Consider the following 14,591-nt stretch of genomic DNA (forward strand, 5'->3'; position numbering starts at 1 on the left):
AGTCGCACGAACTCAGCTGACATCGGGGCGAGACGCCGTCTTCGCTGCCGACCGCATATCGATCTCGACCCGATAAATGTCGACACTCCAGAAGGAGTGTTCCAACTGATAGTTCCATTATCGGTCGATTGAGGGTCGATGTCAAGAGTAATTGATATTAATCTCGAAGACTCGACATCTTTTTTGCTGGCCGTATGCAACTGGCTGGTAGAGTGAATGTTAGCGGAACGACTCGCTCGATATCGGGCGCAAATCCGTGAAAAACTCCTCGCCGCGTTTCGTGAGGACCGAACGCCGCGACAGATCGCAGCGAGCTTTGCGATCGGGATTTTCATTACTACGCTTCCGACGGGCGGCGTCGGTGTGGGTCTGTTTTTCGTCTTCATTTCGCTGTGGTCGTGGATCAGCAAGCCGGCGATCTTCGCCTCCGTCGTCGTCTTGAATCCTGCTGTCAAACCGGCAGTCTATCTCGCGAGTTTTCAGGTTGGTGAGATCGTGTTGGGGCCGAACTCGGTTCACACGCAGGATGCGACGATAACCGAGTCGGCGCTGCTCGGAACACGACAGCTGTTAGTGGGAAACACCGTCCTCGCAGTCGGACTCTCGGTACTCGGCTACGTGCTCCTCCTGTACCTGACTCGAGCATACCGCCGTCGGTCGACTGAAGACTCCGACCAGTCGCTGCTGTCGGAGATACGACACTTCCTTCGTCGATAGTCGTTCGTCTCTCATTGTGCTCTCGCGTATCTCAAACGTGTCGATTCGACAATAATCGATCGAAGATACAATAAACACTTATAGACTCGACAGAGATTCACGTGGAAATGAAACGACGAACGGTGCTGGGCGGTCTCGGGAGCGTGGGGCTGGCTACGCTGTCCGGCTGTCTCGGCGCGATCGGCATGGACGAACACGAATCGTCGCCGGCCGGTGTCGAGGCGAGCGTTCGATCGGAGACGGGGTACGACCAGACCGGCGTCGAGCCGGTCGTTATCGAAGAAACGGTCAGCGCTGGCCCCGTCTCGGAGACGATCACCGTCACGAACTACCTGACCGAACACGAGAAAGCGGTCGATATGGGACTCCTCGGTCGGCAGCGCGGTGCCGTGTTCATGGTGCTGACGACGCCGCAGATCGGCGTGGCCGGCCGAAACTTCAATCCCGTCGAGGAGATGGACGCCCAGGAACTCGTCGAACTCGTCGAGAACAACTACGACGCGATCGGGTCTATTACCCCCGAGGAAGACGACGAGATCACGATCCTCGAGCAGTCGACGACTCGCTCACGGTTCAGCGCCGAGGCGACGTTCAACGGTCAGGACCTCGACGTCGATCTCCATGTCAGCGAGGCCATCGAGGCTGGCGACGACCTGCTGGTGACGATCGGCGTCTACCCCCAGCGCGTCCGCAGTATGGAGGAGTCGAACATCCTCGATCTCATGCGAAACGTCAGCACGGATGTCGAGACAGACGCGGACTCGAGTGCCGATGGGGATGGGGACGGAGACGACACGGACGGCAGCGATGAAACGGACGACGGTAACGACACGGACGGCAGCAGCGACGCGGACAGCGGTGACGACGGCCTACTCGGAACGCTCTCGTAGCTGACTTCTCCAGCCGCGTCCAGCGTTCGATGCTGCCGATCTCGTTTGCGTCCGTAGCACTGTCGTTTGCGTCCGTGGTTCCGAGTCGGTCAGTCCCTCGAGGCGGTCACAGACCGAGTTCGCGGCCGATCACGAGGTGTTGGATCTCGCTGGTTCCTTCGCCGATCTCCATCAGTTTGGCGTCCCGGTAGAACCGCTGTGGGGCGAAGTCAGTCGTGTAGCCGTAGCCGCCGAGCACCTGTACGGCGTCTTCGGCGACTTCGCGGGCCGCTTCGCTCGCGTCGAGTTTCGCGAGCGCGGACTCGCGTGTGACTGGCTCGTCGCTGTCGTACGTGCGGGCAGCACGGTGTGTCAGCAATCGAGCCCGCTCCGTTTTGCGGTGCATGTCGACGATCGTGTCACGCACGGCGTCGAACGACGTGATCGGCCGGCCGAACTGCTCGCGCTCCGTACTGTACGCCTTCGCGTGCTCGTAGGCTCCCTGTGCCAATCCCGTCGAGAGCGCGGCGATCGAGATCCGCCCGCCGTCGAGCGTTCGTTTCGTCTGCGCCCAGCCCTCTCCTTCCGCACCGAGAAGCCGGTCTTCGGGAAGACGAACGTTCTCGAGGCGGATCTCACAGGTCGGCGAGGCGTTGAGTCCCAGTTTGTCCCAGACCGTCGTAACCTCGAAGCCGTCGTCATGGCGGGGATCGACGATGAACGTCGAGATGCCGTCGGAGCCGGCTTCGGGGTCGGTAACTGCTTTAACGAGAACGGAGCCAGCTTCGGAGGCGTTCGTGATGAACTGTTTGGTGCCGGTTAGTACCCACTCGTCGCCGTCTTTGGTCGCCGTCGTCGACATATGCGATGCGTCCGAGCCGCTTTCGGGTTCGGTCAGCGCCCAGGCACCGAGGGACTCGCCTTCGGCGAGCGGACGCAACCAGCGTTCTTTCTGAGCTGTCGTGCCGAACAGTTCGATCGGCTTCGCCCCCAGCGACGTGTGTGCGACGTAGGAGAGACCGATCGCTCCGGACACTTGACCGAGCTCTTCGGCGACCAGCGCGTACATGAGCGTATCACCACCGAGACCGCCGTACGTCTCGTCGATGGGGACGCCCATCACGTCGAGTTCGGCGAGCTGGTCGAAGATCTCGACCGGAAACCGATGCTCGTCTTCGATCTCCTGTGCGATTGGCTCGATTTCGGTCTTACAGAACTCCCTGACCGTTTCCCGAACCATTCGGTGCTCGTCGGACAGCGCCGTGTCCATAGTGAACAGTCGACGAGAACCGGAATAAGCACACCGCCGACCCGCTCTCGAGTCGCCGCATCGCCGCGACGGCGATCGCTCGAGTCGCTACCAGCCGCGATCGTCGTCGCGGTCGTCCTCGTTTGAGTCCTCACGCGAAGAGTCGCTCGAGTCGTCCCATGGGTCGTACTCGTCATCCGTGTCGTCCCACGCGGAGTCGTCCGTCGACCAGCCGTTTCGATCCGACGGCTCGCGGTCGCTGCGGCCGTCGTGATCGCCGCCCCAATCGTCGTCGCGGTCGGCCAGCGTCCCGCCGTCGGATCGAACCGCAGCCCGCTGGTCCGGAATAAGGTCGAAGTCGGCGTTCGTATCGCCGAGCACCAACAGCGCGTAGTACCGGAAGTAGGTCGCGATCGGCATCCATACGAGTGAAATGAACAGCACCACGCTCGCGAGCGCGAGCAGGCCGACCGGAATCGCCAGATACAGCCCGATATCGCCGGCGAGCACCAGCAGGCCGATGACGATCGCGAACGGGATCAACAGCGCGACGATCCCGAACGCAATGGCGAACCAGGCGGCGATCGCAATAGCGATCGTGAGGATCCAGACCAACAGCACGTAGACCACGTACTCCACCCAGTTGCCCGTCAGCGTCGGCCAGAACCGCCGCCACGCGCCGATCACGCCGCGTCCCTCTTGGAGCATAATCGGGACGACGAAGTCGGTGGTCAGGCGACTGACGAGCGAGAAGACGAGCCCCAATCCGAGCCCGAACAGCACGTACACCGCGATGAGTCCGGCCGAAAGCGCACTGAAATCCCCTTGTACGAAGATGACGGCACCGGGTATCGTCACCAGGGCACCAGTGACGAGGATCACCCCCAGACGAAACAGAAACAGCCGGACGCCGTTCCCGACGTTCGCCGAAACGTAGCGTCTGAGGTGCACCTCACTCGAGCGAAGCGATTCGACGAAGACGAACTCCATGACTGCCCCGATGACCGAATAAAGCAGCCACAACACGACCACGACTGCGCCGATAACGAGCAGTGCCAGGACGAGTTGTTCGACCGGGAACTCCTCTTCGACCGACTCGGTCCCCTCGATCGTCGGATCTTCGGCGAACGTTCCGGCGTCACCGCCCGGCACCGTCGGCCCGCCGAAGCCAAACGAGCTAACGAAAAAGACGACGATCGCGAGCTTGACCCACAGTCCGAATTGGATCGGTGTCAACAGGTTCCGCGTCGTGGCGAGTGCGTCGCTCAGATCGTCGATCGCGTCCATACTCGTCCGAGTATTCCGTTGCAGGATTGATAATAATACTGTTCCGTGAGTGTGACAGTCCCGGAGTTCGAGGAGCAGCCGTCGTTGGGCTGGCGAACCGTGCGTTCGTTATTGTAAATGGAATTATACGTCTTGCTACCGACAGTTCGAGACGCATTTAACCCTCAGGCACCCACATCCGACGTATGGATATCCGCCGGCTTGCCCGAGGAACCGTCGAGTGGGGCCGCCTCGAGCGTGTCATGCAGACGCTGGCGGATCGGTACGACCGCGAGTGTATCCGCGTCGAGTTTCTCGAGGCCGATAACTGGTTGTCGATCCCCTGTGTCATCGACGAGGAGTGGTTCGTCAAGATCGTCTCGAGACAGAACGCGCTCGTCCACGCTATGCTGACGACCGGGCGCAACGTCGGCGCGGTGTCGGCGGGCACCGGTGGCTTTTTCGGCCGGTTCGACACCCCGCGGGGGATGGTCGAACACGAGTACGAAGCGACCGAGCGGATGCGCGAGATCGGCATCAACGCCCCGCGGCCGATCGACGCCTTCGAGGTCAACGGCCTCGGCGTGCTCGTCCTCGAGTACCTGCCCGAGTTTCGATCGTTGGACGACGCGCCGGACTGGTTCGTCGCCGAGCGGGCCACGGAACTGTTCGAGATGCTGGGCACGCTGCGCGACCACGGGATGGCTCACGGCGATCTGCGGGGCGAAAACATCCTGCTGTGTGACGACGAGTTCTACTTCATCGACGCCACCAACGTCCACGACGACCGCGTCGCCGAGACGACCGCCTACGATCTCGCCTGTGCACTTGCCGTCCTCGAGCCACGAATCGGGGCGTTCGACGCCGTCGCAGCCGCCGAACCCGTCTACGAGCCTTCGGAGTTACTGCTGGCCCGCCGATTTCTCGATTTCGTTCGGTTGCGACCCGACCACGAGTTCGACGCGGCGACGTTGCGAATCGAACTCGAGCGAGCGGCGAACCGTGGCCAGTAACCGAGCCGATGTGGCCAAACGGCGGCGAGAGAGTTCCAGTCAGGCGAACCACGACGCTCGGCCAGTGCAGGCACTAGCTGCTTTGAGCGGAGCACACGAGGGACGGACGTGAGTCCAACGTTCACCGACAACGACGTCGAGAAACCGGTCGAGATCGCAAACGGCGTCAAAATCGGCGTCGTCACGATGACCGAACCCGAGACGGCGTACGTCGACCTCGAGAACGACCTGCGCGATCCGATCAGTGCTGCGATCGAGCGGGACGTCGACACCGACGACATCGTCTCCATCGGAGACGCCGCCGTCGACGAAATCACCGCGGAGACGATCCGTCTCGAGGAGACGGCCACGCAGGACGATTCGACCGTGGCACCGATCCCGTTATCGAGCGAAACGAGACGACCGTCCACGAGGATGAGGGAAGCGAGCAGCGACAGGTCGGTGCGCCGACTGGAAACGAAGGTTCCGAAGATAAGACGCAGGCAGCGGGTTGAGGGTCGCTCGGGAGCTGGCACCGAACCAGCGACGGAGGAGATGACCGAATCGGGCGCAGAGCGCCACCCCGACAGCGAAGACCACCCGCCACAGGGCGACCAGACGATGACCAAAGAGCGCGGCGAGGATGAAGACCGGTGAGTGATACCGCCGGTCGAACCGCAGTCCTCGAGTTCGAGCGTGTGAATCACCATCAGGGTTTTCACGCCGCTCGTCGTTCGGTCGGCTATGAGCCAGCAAGCGACAGAACAGGTATCCGGCCACTACATTGGCGGCGAGTGGACCGAGGGGAACGGCTCCGAGACCTTCGAGAGCGAAAACCCGGCGACCGGCGAGACGCTGGCGACGTTCCAGCGCGGGACCGAGACCGACGTCGACGCGGCACTCGAGGCCGCCGAGGACGCCTTCGAGGAGTGGCGTTCTCTGTCGTACATCGACCGCGCCGAGTATCTCTGGGATATCTACCACGAACTGCGCGATCGCCACGAGGAACTGGGCGAAATCGTCTCGAGGGAGTGTGGGAAGGAGATTTCGGAGGGGAAAGCCGACGTCACCGAGGCCTGGCACATGGTCGAGTGGGCTGCGGGCAACGCCCGCCACCCCCACGGCGACGTCGTTCCTTCCGAGGTCGCGGGTAAAGACGCCTACATGCGGCGCAAACCGCGCGGGGTCGTCGGCTGTATCACGCCGTGGAACTTCCCCGTCGCGATTCCGTTCTGGCACATGGCGATCGCGCTCGTCGAGGGCAACACCGTCGTCTGGAAGCCCGCCGAGCAGACGCCGTGGTGTGGCCAGATCATCGCCGAGATGTTCGAGGACGCCGGCATCCCCGACGGCGTGTTCAACATGGTACAGGGCTACGGCGACGCCGGCGCGGCGATCACCGACGACGACCGCGTCGACACCGTTCTCTTTACCGGCTCCGCCGAGGTCGGCCACGAGATCGCCGGCAAAGTCGGCGGCGAACCCGGCAAACTCGCGGCCTGCGAGATGGGCGGCAAAAACGGGATCGTCATCACCGAAAACGCGGATCTGGATATCGCCGTCCACTCCGCAGTGATGTCCAGTTTCAAGACCACCGGCCAGCGCTGTGTCTCGAGCGAGCGCCTGATCGTTCACACCGACGTCTACGACGAGTTCAAAGAGCGATTCGTCGACCTCGCGGAGAATATCGCCGTCGGCGATCCGCTCGAGCCGTCGACGTTCATGGGGCCGGCGATCGAGGCCGACCACGTCGAGAAGATTCGCAAACACAACGAACTGGCGGTCCAAGAAGGCGCCGACCTGCTGGTTGATCGCTTCGAACTCGAACCCGACGAAATCCCCGAGGGCCACGCCGAGGGTCACTGGGTCGGCCCGTTCGTCTACGAGATCGAGTACGACACTGACCTGCGCTGTCTGAAAGAGGAGTGTTTCGGCCCGCACGTCGCCCTCCTCGAGTACGACGGCGACGTCGACCGCGCCCTCGAGATTCACAACGACACCCCGTACGGACTCGCGGGCGCGATCATCTCCGAGAACTACCGCCAACTCAACACCTATCGGGATCGCGCGGACGTTGGACTTGCGTACGCGAACCTGCCGTGTATCGGCGCAGAAGTGCAGCTCCCCTTCGGCGGCGTGAAGAAATCCGGGAACGGCTATCCGAGCGCGCGCGAAGCGATCGAGGCCGTTACGGAACGGACGGCGTGGACGATGAACAACTCGAAAGAGATCGAGATGGCACAGGGCCTCTCGGCGGATATCACGACCGGCGAGGACTGACGATCAGTAAGAGCTGATTGCCTTGAGTCGCCGGACTCGAGCGACGGCCGTTCGCGACACCCGGGCCAACACTCGTATAGTTCGATTTTTGAACGATCACGGCCAGTGACAGCCGACCCTCGGTGACGAACGAATCGCTTATCCGATGGTTCATGGAAGGGGCCATATACATGAAAGCAGTCGTCCTTGCCGCGGGCCAGGGCACACGTATTCGACCACTCTCCGATTCGGTCCCGAAACCGATGCTGCCGGTCGCAGATCGGCCGCTCGTTGCCCACACCATCGACGCGGCGATCGACGCCGGTGCGGACGAAGTCGTTCTCGTAATCGGCTACGAGGCCGACACCGTCCGTGACTACTTCGGCGCGGAGTACCGTGGCGTCCCCGTCTCGTACGCCGTCCAGACAGAGCAAGCTGGCACGGCTGACGCCGTCAACGCCGCTCGCGACCACATCGAAGGCCCCTTCGCCGTCCTCAATGGCGACAACCTCTACGATCCGGCGGCGATCGACCAGTTGTTCGAGCAGTGTCCCGCCGTCTGTGCGGTCGAAGTCGACGATCCGCGAAACTACGGCGTCCTCAGCACCGAAGACGGCTCGGTCACCGGTATCGTCGAGAAGCCGGACGAGCCGCCGACGAACCTCGCCAACGCCGGCGCGTACGCCTTCCCCGCCGAAGCCCGCCAGTGGCTCGAGGTCCCCGCGAGCGAGCGCGGCGAACACGAGATTACCGACGTGCTCGCAACCGTCATCGACGAGTTCGACGTCACCCCCGTCACGCTCGAGCGCTGGCTCGACGTGGGCCGACCGTGGGAACTCCTCGAGGCCAACGAGTGGAAGGTAAGCGACCTCGAGCGCCGGATCGACGGTGACGTCAGCGACGACGCCACCCTCGAGGGGGACGTGGTCGTCGAAGCCGGCGCGACGGTAAAGGCCGGCGTCGTCATCGAGGGGCCAGCGCTGATTCGCTCCGGCGCGACCGTCGGACCGAACGCGTACGTCCGCGGTGCGACGCTGGTCGACGAAGGGGCGAAGATCGGCCACAGCGCCGAGGTGAAAAACAGCGTGCTCTCCCCCGACGCGTCGGTCAGCCACCTCTCCTACGTCGGTGACAGCGTTCTCGGGCGCGACGTCAACCTCGGCGCGGGGACCAACGTCGCGAATCTCCGCCACGACGACGCGGATATCAAATTTACCGTGAAAGGCGAGCGGGTCTCGACCGGCCGACGGAAGTTCGGCGTCGTCGCCGGCGACGAGGTCAAGACGGGGATCAACTCGAGTCTGGCGCCCGGCCTCAAACTCGGGACGGGTGCGACCACCCGTCCCGGCGAGACCGTCGACCGGGATCGATAGCGGGCTCGGTTCGTCGACGGGTCGGTCGAGCCGGAGGGGGTTGCGTTCACTTGAGAGTAAAGGTGTGCTCGCGGCTCGCATCGCAACTGGGACAGACGTGACGGTAGATGATCTGCTGGCCGTCCGTTCGGCTTTCCCAGTTCCCCTCCTCGTCGACGTACCCACAGTCCGGACACCGCTTGTCGGTACTTTCGTACCGCTGTCGGATTCGTTCGAACGTTGTTGGCATACCACATACTACTACTGCACGAGCAAAAAGCGACATGGTCGGTCGGATGTCTCGACCTACCGTCGCGCGAGAACACAAAGCATTTTCTGTGGCTTGTCCCTTCTCTCGAGCGAACCATATGCCGTCGCCTCTCGCTGGCCAGCGCAGCCGGCTCCTCGCTGCCGTCGTCCTCGTCGCCCTCGTAGCCGGCTGTCTTGTCTGGGCGGGTACGACGCCCGATCCACTCGAGAGCCAGTATCCGGACGAAACGTCGGTGACGCCGTCGCCCGAGGCGTACGTCGGCGAACAGGTCGTCCTCGGCGGGTTCGTCGTCGAGACCGACCCCGTCGTAATCGCGACACGCGCGAGCGGCTACGGACGGTTTACGCTCGTGGGTGCGAACGACGAACTGCAAAACGCCGACGGGCCGTTGACGATGGGTGATCAGGTCACCGCATTCGGCACTCTGGAGGACGAGTCGACGCTCGTCGTCGAGCGCACGACGACTCGCGAGTCGTCCGAGACAGCGTATATGCTCCTCGCCTCGGCTGTCGGTGGACTCTGGGTCGCGGGCCGGTTCCTCCGCGGCTGGCGGTTCGACCGGACGACGTTGGCGTTCGTCCCGCGCGAGCAGTCAGGGGATCACTCGAGCCACGACAGCGACGGTGATCGACGTGCCTGACGTACTCACGCACGTTCTCGCCGGCTACGTCATCGGCACGCTCCTCTCGATTCGGTACGATGGAGTGGGGCCAGCGCACGTGACGCTGGTGATGATCGGTGCACTTTCGCCGGATTTCGCCAAGATACAGCTGTTCGTTCCCGATGAGTTCGTCGCTGCAGTCGTTGGCGTGCCCTTCTCGTGGTCGCCGCTGCACACCTTGGTCGGCACCGTCATCGTCGCGTGCCTCGGTGCACTCCTGGTTGCACCCGATGGCCGATTGCAGGCGCTCGCACTGATCGCGATCGGGGCCCTGTCACACCACGTGCTCGATCTGCTGCTCATGACACCGACCGGGGAATCCTACGGCGTCTTCTGGCCGCTGCTCGAGTATCGGTTACCGGCCGGCAGTCTCTATCTAAGCAGCGACCGCTGGCCGGCGCTGGTGGCCGGACTCGCCGCGCTGGTCGTGTGGGCGGTCGCCAGACACCGCCGTGAGAGAGACGGGGATGGACACGCGCTCGAGTAACTGCCCGACCATCCGATCGGTGTGTTTATTTGGTCGTCGTCGGTGTACTCTATAAAAATGCATTCCGGTGAGACACGAAGTGACGGTCGTCCACCGACTCGAGGACAGAACCTATGGTCTCGGTAGTCGAGTTGTTCGTTCAGATCGCCGGCGACAATCCAGTTATGCAGGGACTCGTCGGCGGTATCGTAATCGCGATGTTAAATCTGCTCGGCGCGTCGCTGGTGCTCGTCTGGCGAAATCCCTCGGAGCGAGCGCTCGACGGTGCGCTCGGATTCGCGGCCGGCGTGATGCTCGCTGCGGCTTTCACGAGTCTGATCATCCCCGGAATTGAGCAGTACTCCGGCGGCAATCCGATCCCGACGCTGGTGGGAATCGTGCTCGGTGTTCTCTTTCTCGATCGAGCCGACATCCTCGTGCCACACGCCCACTACTTACTGACCGGGAACAGACGGCCGGACGAGGCCGACCCGAGCACATCGCTTCCCCTCGATAACGAGCGGCTGACGCCCGTTATCCTATTTATTTTGGCGATCACGCTCCACAACATGCCCGAGGGATTAGCCGTGGGTGTCGGCTTCGGCTCCGGCGACGTCGAGAACGCGATTCCGCTCATGCTCGCGATCGGCATCCAGAACATCCCGGAAGGGCTCGCCGTCTCGGTGGCTGCGATCAACGCCGGCCTCGATCGCCGCTTCTACGCGGTTTTCGCCGGCCTTCGATCGGGCATCGTCGAAATTCCTCTCGCAGTACTGGGTGCACTGGCGGTGAGCGCCGTCGAGCCGTTGTTGCCGTACGCGATGGGATTTGCCGCGGGAGCGATGCTCTTCGTCATCTCCGACGAGATCATTCCGGAAACCCACACCCGCGGATACGAGCGCATCGCGACGCTCGGGGTCATGGCTGGCGTGGTCGTAATGTTGTATCTCGATATCAGTCTCGGGTGACGACGGCCGCCACACGCGCCACGGCCGTTCGACTGTCGCCGCACGGTCTCGAGGCTCGTTTCGTGACTCCCCTCTGCGCTGACCGTCGTGGATCGCGCTGGGTTCCGATCAGGCCAGTTATATCGCCGTCGCTCGTCATCCCGTTCGTATGTGGCCAATCGGACACGTCGCCGTCGCCTATCTCTGTTACACGGTCGCGACTCGAGCCCGATTCGACGCGCCGCCGGCACACGTTCCCGCGCTGGTGCTCGTACTCGGGAGTCAGTTCTCGGATCTCGTGGACAAACCGTTGGCGTGGTATCTAGCCGTGCTCCCGACGGGACGGACGCTCGCTCACTCGCTGTTCGTCCTGATTCCGCTTACAACGGCGATTATCGTGCTCGCCAGCCGGTACGACCGCCGGGAGTACGGCATCGCCTTCTCGATCGGCGCACTTTCACACGTTCTCGTCGATGTCACACCGGCGCTGTGGGGGGTTCGAGAGAGCGCCACGCATCTCCTCTGGCCGGCGATTCCCGTCGAAGAGTACGAACAGGGCCCACCCACCATCCTCGCGCTCTTGCAGGACTCGCTGGGCCAGCCATTTTTTCTCTCGGAGTTCGTCTTCGCCGCCGTTGCGCTCGTCCTGTGGCGTCGCCACGACTACCCCGGCCTCGAGCCGATTCGAGCCGCGGCCGGACGCGTGTGGCCAACGCCGAGCTAATTGGCTCACGACGACCGACCGCGTGCTGTCGAAAACAGACCGCGTTATCGGATTTCTTTCCACTCGGCGTCACAGTCCGGGCAGATGCGTACGGTCTTGATCTGGTCCGGGTCGTTCTCGGTCTTCAACGGCTTTCCACACTCGGCACAGACGAGTCGGTCGTACGTGTCTTTCTCGAGATCGCCTTCGCGGAGTGCCTTCCGGACAGATTTCATGTGCCACCTCTACGAACGTAGGGGAGAAAAAGACCGGTGCTTCAGTTGAACTGTCGTTTCGTCCGATCGACAGCATTCAACAACAAATATGCTACCGATGGCGGGCCTCGAGCGGTCGGCCACGGGTCGTGGCCCCTCGAGCACGTCAGCAGCAGCGAGTCGTCTCGAGCGGCGAGGGTCGAGTCCAGTTAGCCGGAGTCGTGGCCGTTTTATCGGTCCGGTCGAACACTCCACCGATGGAGTACGTACAGGAGCGCATCGCAACGCTCCACGACTTCGGCGAGTCGGGCGACCCGTCGGCCAGTCCCGCCGCCGATGCGGTCGCCGAGACGACCGTCGTCGTCCCGATGGCCGGCCGCGAACACGGGAGTCCCGCCGCCGAACGCGTGCTCTCGGAACTCGAGACCCTCGAACCTGCCCCTGCAGCTGTCATCGTACCGGTCCGTGCCGACGCCGACCGAATCGGCCCGTTTCGGGAGTGGCTCGAGTCGTTTGCCCTGCCGACGGCTGTCCTCTGGTGTAACGCCCCTGCAGTCGAGGAACTCCTCACCAGTGTCGGACTGGCGAACGGCTTCGGGAAGGGCCAAGACGTCTGGCTCGCGCTCGGTCCCGCCGCCGCGGCCGGCGAGTCCGTCGTCGTCCACGACGCCGACGCTTGGAGTTACGAGGCCGCCCACGTCACTCGGCTGCTCGCGCCGCTGACGATGGGATATGCGTTTTCGAAAGGCTACTACGCCCGCGTGGAAGATGGCCGCCTCTACGGCCGGCTCTTTCGGCTGTTCTACGCGCCGCTCATCCGGGCACTCGAGGACACTCACGACGCGCCGATCGTCGACTACCTCGCCGCATTCCGGTACGCGCTGGCCGGCGAGTTCGCCGCCACCGCGGACCTTGCCCGAACGCTTCGCGCCCCGCGTGCGTGGGGGCTCGAGGTCGGCACGCTCGGCGACGCGTTCGACGCTGCCGGTTTCGAGAACTCCGCACAGGTCGATCTCGGCTGTCACGAACACGACCACCGTGCGGTCGCCGGCGAGACCGGCCTCGAGGGGATGAGCCGAGAAGTCGCCGGGGAACTGCTGCGTGTCGTCGAGGAACGGGGCGTCGACCTCGAGTACGCGGCGCTCAGAGATCGGTATCTGGCGGCCGGCGATCGGCTGATCGACCAGTATCGCGCCGATGCGACGGTCAACGGGCTCGCGTACGATCCGGCGGCCGAACGGGACCAGCTCACCCGCTACGCAGACTCGATCGCACCACCCGGACCTGACAGACGGCTGCCACGATGGTGCGACGCGCCGTTCGAACCGATCGACGTCCTCGAGGCCGCCCGACCGTGGGCGGACGGACGCGACCACCGGGCCCGGCTGGATCAGTTCGATGCCGGCGCACAAGACTAATCTGACCACCCCCCGTTGTGGCGGATATGGACGCGACCGCCGACGAACTGGCAGGCGTGGTCGACCTCTTCGGCGGATTGACACGGCCCGAACTCGAGCGAGCACTCTCCGAAGCCGCGTTTCGGGCCGACGGCCAGTCCGTGGACGAGTCGGCCCTCGAGACGGCGATCGACGACGCGCTCGAGTCGTTCGCCCTTGTTCGATACGAGCGACCGGGCGACGACCCGCTGCTGGTCGCCGGCCCGACGGCGTTCCCGTCGGTCCCGGCCCACGCGGAGGACGTCCCGCACATCCTCGATATCGACCCGCGCGAGGTGGATCGTGACGCCCTCGGCCGAACGGCTCGCGAGACGTTCGTCGAGCGCCTCGAGGCGGCGATCGATGCCGGCGACGACGACCGCATCGAGTCCCTGCTCGACGTCAGCTACGACCTCGAGGCGTGGGCGCCGCTCGATCTCGCGGCCGAGCGAAAGCGACTGGAGGCGGCGGTAGCGTGAACCCACAGACCGTCCGGCCGCTCGCGGATCGAACCCGGACGATACCGACCACGATCGAATCCACCACTGCACCCGACGACCAGCCTACCAGCGTATGAGAGAGACGTACACCCATATGCCACAGACGACGATGATTCTCGAGCCGGTTGCGGCCCACGAGCCGGTCGAGATCGACGATCAGGAATACGACGCGGCCGTGCTCGCCCCGATCATCGAGCGCGACGGCGAGGACCACCTGCTGTTTACCCGTCGCGCCGACCATCTCGGGGAACATCCCGGACAGATGAGTTTCCCCGGCGGCGGTGCCGAGCCGGTCGACGACACGATCCTCGAGACCGCGCTGCGGGAGGCACACGAAGAGATCGGCCTCGAGCCCCACGAAGCCGAGGTCGTCGGGCAACTCGACGACATTCGGACGATCACGGAGTACGCCGTCACGCCGTTCGTTGCCCGCGTCCCCGATCGGGAGTACGAGCGCGACGACTCCGAAGTCGCAGAGATCGTCGTCCTTCCGCTGTCGGACCTGCTCGATCCAGCCAACTACGAGTACGAACGCCGGGACCACCCCTACTACGGCGACATCGTCATCCACTACTTCCACGTCGACGGCTACACCGTCTGGGGCGCAACTGGTCGCATCCTCGTCCAGCTGCTCGAGTTAACGACGTCGTTCGAGCCTCCCGAGAGGGTCAATCGCTCCCAGTACTAG

The 14,591-nt window shown here is 63.7% G+C and carries 17 protein-coding genes; 13 read left to right on the plus strand and 4 right to left on the minus strand.

What is annotated here, in order from left to right; genetic code table 11:
• Positions 1–216: 216 nt before the first annotated feature.
• Together GCU68_RS12240 and GCU68_RS12245 are read left to right on the plus strand one after the other, a co-directional pair.
• Positions 217–717: a DUF2062 domain-containing protein gene (locus GCU68_RS12240; protein ID WP_152941992.1), complete on the plus strand. Its 501-nt coding sequence runs from the start codon at positions 217–219 to the stop codon at positions 715–717.
• A gap of 107 nt (positions 718–824) precedes the next feature.
• Complete coding sequence (locus tag GCU68_RS12245) at positions 825–1,607, plus strand: DUF6517 family protein (protein ID WP_152941995.1); 783 nt, start codon at positions 825–827, stop codon at positions 1,605–1,607.
• A 106-nt stretch (positions 1,608–1,713) separates the two neighbouring features.
• Here the strand turns inward: GCU68_RS12245 and GCU68_RS12250 are convergent, their stop codons facing one another.
• Both GCU68_RS12250 and GCU68_RS12255 read right to left on the minus strand, forming a co-directional pair.
• Positions 1,714–2,856, minus strand: a complete 1,143-nt coding sequence (locus GCU68_RS12250; RefSeq protein WP_152941997.1) for an acyl-CoA dehydrogenase family protein — start codon at positions 2,854–2,856, stop codon at positions 1,714–1,716.
• Between the two features lie 87 nt (positions 2,857–2,943).
• Positions 2,944–4,122 carry a DUF7544 domain-containing protein gene (locus GCU68_RS12255; RefSeq protein WP_152941999.1) on the minus strand — a complete coding sequence of 393 codons (1,179 nt, stop codon included), beginning with the start codon at positions 4,120–4,122 and terminating at the stop codon, positions 2,944–2,946.
• A 185-nt stretch (positions 4,123–4,307) separates the two neighbouring features.
• Between GCU68_RS12255 and GCU68_RS12260 the strand changes: the two genes are divergently transcribed.
• From GCU68_RS12260 to glmU, 4 genes are all read left to right on the plus strand, one after another.
• Positions 4,308–5,114, plus strand: a complete 807-nt coding sequence (locus GCU68_RS12260) for an RIO1 family regulatory kinase/ATPase domain-containing protein (protein WP_152942001.1) — start codon at positions 4,308–4,310, stop codon at positions 5,112–5,114.
• A gap of 108 nt (positions 5,115–5,222) precedes the next feature.
• On the plus strand, positions 5,223–5,750 hold the full coding sequence (locus tag GCU68_RS12265; protein ID WP_227014850.1) for a hypothetical protein: 528 nt from the start codon (positions 5,223–5,225) through the stop codon (positions 5,748–5,750).
• An 87-nt stretch (positions 5,751–5,837) separates the two neighbouring features.
• A complete protein-coding gene (locus GCU68_RS12270) occupies positions 5,838–7,373 on the plus strand; it encodes an aldehyde dehydrogenase family protein (protein WP_152942003.1) in 1,536 nt (511 codons plus the stop codon).
• A gap of 170 nt (positions 7,374–7,543) precedes the next feature.
• Positions 7,544–8,725 carry a bifunctional sugar-1-phosphate nucleotidylyltransferase/acetyltransferase gene (glmU, locus tag GCU68_RS12275; RefSeq protein ID WP_152942005.1) on the plus strand — a complete coding sequence of 394 codons (1,182 nt, stop codon included), beginning with the start codon at positions 7,544–7,546 and terminating at the stop codon, positions 8,723–8,725.
• 46 nt (positions 8,726–8,771) lie between these two features.
• Here the strand turns inward: glmU and GCU68_RS12280 are convergent, their stop codons facing one another.
• Complete coding sequence (locus GCU68_RS12280; RefSeq protein ID WP_152942007.1) at positions 8,772–8,954, minus strand: HVO_0649 family zinc finger protein; 183 nt, start codon at positions 8,952–8,954, stop codon at positions 8,772–8,774.
• A 118-nt stretch (positions 8,955–9,072) separates the two neighbouring features.
• Here GCU68_RS12280 and GCU68_RS12285 point away from each other — a divergent pair, with 118 nt between their 5' ends.
• The 4 genes from GCU68_RS12285 (at position 9,073) to GCU68_RS12300 (ending at position 11,773) form a co-directional block, all read left to right on the plus strand.
• Positions 9,073–9,615, plus strand: a complete 543-nt coding sequence (locus GCU68_RS12285; protein ID WP_227014852.1) for a hypothetical protein — start codon at positions 9,073–9,075, stop codon at positions 9,613–9,615.
• Positions 9,599–10,123: a metal-dependent hydrolase gene (locus GCU68_RS12290; RefSeq protein WP_168927092.1), complete on the plus strand. Its 525-nt coding sequence runs from the start codon at positions 9,599–9,601 to the stop codon at positions 10,121–10,123. Before GCU68_RS12285 ends, GCU68_RS12290 begins: the two co-directional genes overlap by 17 nt.
• Positions 10,124–10,236: 113 nt before the next feature.
• Positions 10,237–11,070, plus strand: coding sequence for a ZIP family metal transporter (locus tag GCU68_RS12295; protein ID WP_152942011.1), 834 nt, complete (start codon positions 10,237–10,239; stop codon positions 11,068–11,070).
• A 148-nt stretch (positions 11,071–11,218) separates the two neighbouring features.
• Entirely contained in the window at positions 11,219–11,773 is a 555-nt protein-coding gene (locus tag GCU68_RS12300; RefSeq protein ID WP_152942013.1) for a metal-dependent hydrolase, read from the plus strand.
• Positions 11,774–11,817: 44 nt separating this feature from the next.
• On the opposite strand, the gene GCU68_RS21070 is transcribed toward GCU68_RS12300, so the two are convergent.
• Complete coding sequence (locus GCU68_RS21070) at positions 11,818–11,988, minus strand: HVO_0758 family zinc finger protein (protein WP_006067948.1); 171 nt, start codon at positions 11,986–11,988, stop codon at positions 11,818–11,820.
• 236 nt (positions 11,989–12,224) lie between these two features.
• Between GCU68_RS21070 and GCU68_RS12305 the strand changes: the two genes are divergently transcribed.
• The 3 genes from GCU68_RS12305 to GCU68_RS12315 all read left to right on the plus strand — a co-directional run bounded on the left by GCU68_RS12305 (position 12,225) and on the right by GCU68_RS12315 (position 14,591).
• Positions 12,225–13,385, plus strand: a complete 1,161-nt coding sequence (locus GCU68_RS12305; RefSeq protein ID WP_152942014.1) for a glycosyltransferase family protein — start codon at positions 12,225–12,227, stop codon at positions 13,383–13,385.
• 26 nt (positions 13,386–13,411) lie between these two features.
• Positions 13,412–13,882 carry a DUF7109 family protein gene (locus GCU68_RS12310; protein WP_152942016.1) on the plus strand — a complete coding sequence of 157 codons (471 nt, stop codon included), beginning with the start codon at positions 13,412–13,414 and terminating at the stop codon, positions 13,880–13,882.
• Between the two features lie 115 nt (positions 13,883–13,997).
• Entirely contained in the window at positions 13,998–14,591 is a 594-nt protein-coding gene (locus tag GCU68_RS12315; RefSeq protein ID WP_152942018.1) for an NUDIX hydrolase, read from the plus strand.

This window comes from Natronorubrum aibiense, from assembly GCF_009392895.1.
Classification (GTDB): domain Archaea; phylum Halobacteriota; class Halobacteria; order Halobacteriales; family Natrialbaceae; genus Natronorubrum; species Natronorubrum aibiense.

Coding starts and splice junctions, on each gene's coding strand:
- GCU68_RS12240 (WP_152941992.1), top strand. CDS start 217: ATGTTAGCGGAACGACTCGCTCGATATCGGGCGCAAATCCGTGAAAAA.
- GCU68_RS12245 (WP_152941995.1), top strand. CDS start 825: ATGAAACGACGAACGGTGCTGGGCGGTCTCGGGAGCGTGGGGCTGGCT.
- GCU68_RS12250 (WP_152941997.1), bottom strand. CDS start 2,856: ATGGACACGGCGCTGTCCGACGAGCACCGAATGGTTCGGGAAACGGTC.
- GCU68_RS12255 (WP_152941999.1), bottom strand. CDS start 4,122: ATGGACGCGATCGACGATCTGAGCGACGCACTCGCCACGACGCGGAAC.
- GCU68_RS12260 (WP_152942001.1), top strand. CDS start 4,308: ATGGATATCCGCCGGCTTGCCCGAGGAACCGTCGAGTGGGGCCGCCTC.
- GCU68_RS12270 (WP_152942003.1), top strand. CDS start 5,838: ATGAGCCAGCAAGCGACAGAACAGGTATCCGGCCACTACATTGGCGGC.
- glmU (WP_152942005.1), top strand. CDS start 7,544: ATGAAAGCAGTCGTCCTTGCCGCGGGCCAGGGCACACGTATTCGACCA.
- GCU68_RS12280 (WP_152942007.1), bottom strand. CDS start 8,954: ATGCCAACAACGTTCGAACGAATCCGACAGCGGTACGAAAGTACCGAC.
- GCU68_RS12285 (WP_227014852.1), top strand. CDS start 9,073: ATGCCGTCGCCTCTCGCTGGCCAGCGCAGCCGGCTCCTCGCTGCCGTC.
- GCU68_RS12295 (WP_152942011.1), top strand. CDS start 10,237: ATGGTCTCGGTAGTCGAGTTGTTCGTTCAGATCGCCGGCGACAATCCA.
- GCU68_RS12300 (WP_152942013.1), top strand. CDS start 11,219: ATGTGGCCAATCGGACACGTCGCCGTCGCCTATCTCTGTTACACGGTC.
- GCU68_RS21070 (WP_006067948.1), bottom strand. CDS start 11,988: ATGAAATCTGTCCGGAAGGCACTCCGCGAAGGCGATCTCGAGAAAGAC.
- GCU68_RS12305 (WP_152942014.1), top strand. CDS start 12,225: ATGGAGTACGTACAGGAGCGCATCGCAACGCTCCACGACTTCGGCGAG.
- GCU68_RS12310 (WP_152942016.1), top strand. CDS start 13,412: ATGGACGCGACCGCCGACGAACTGGCAGGCGTGGTCGACCTCTTCGGC.
- GCU68_RS12315 (WP_152942018.1), top strand. CDS start 13,998: ATGCCACAGACGACGATGATTCTCGAGCCGGTTGCGGCCCACGAGCCG.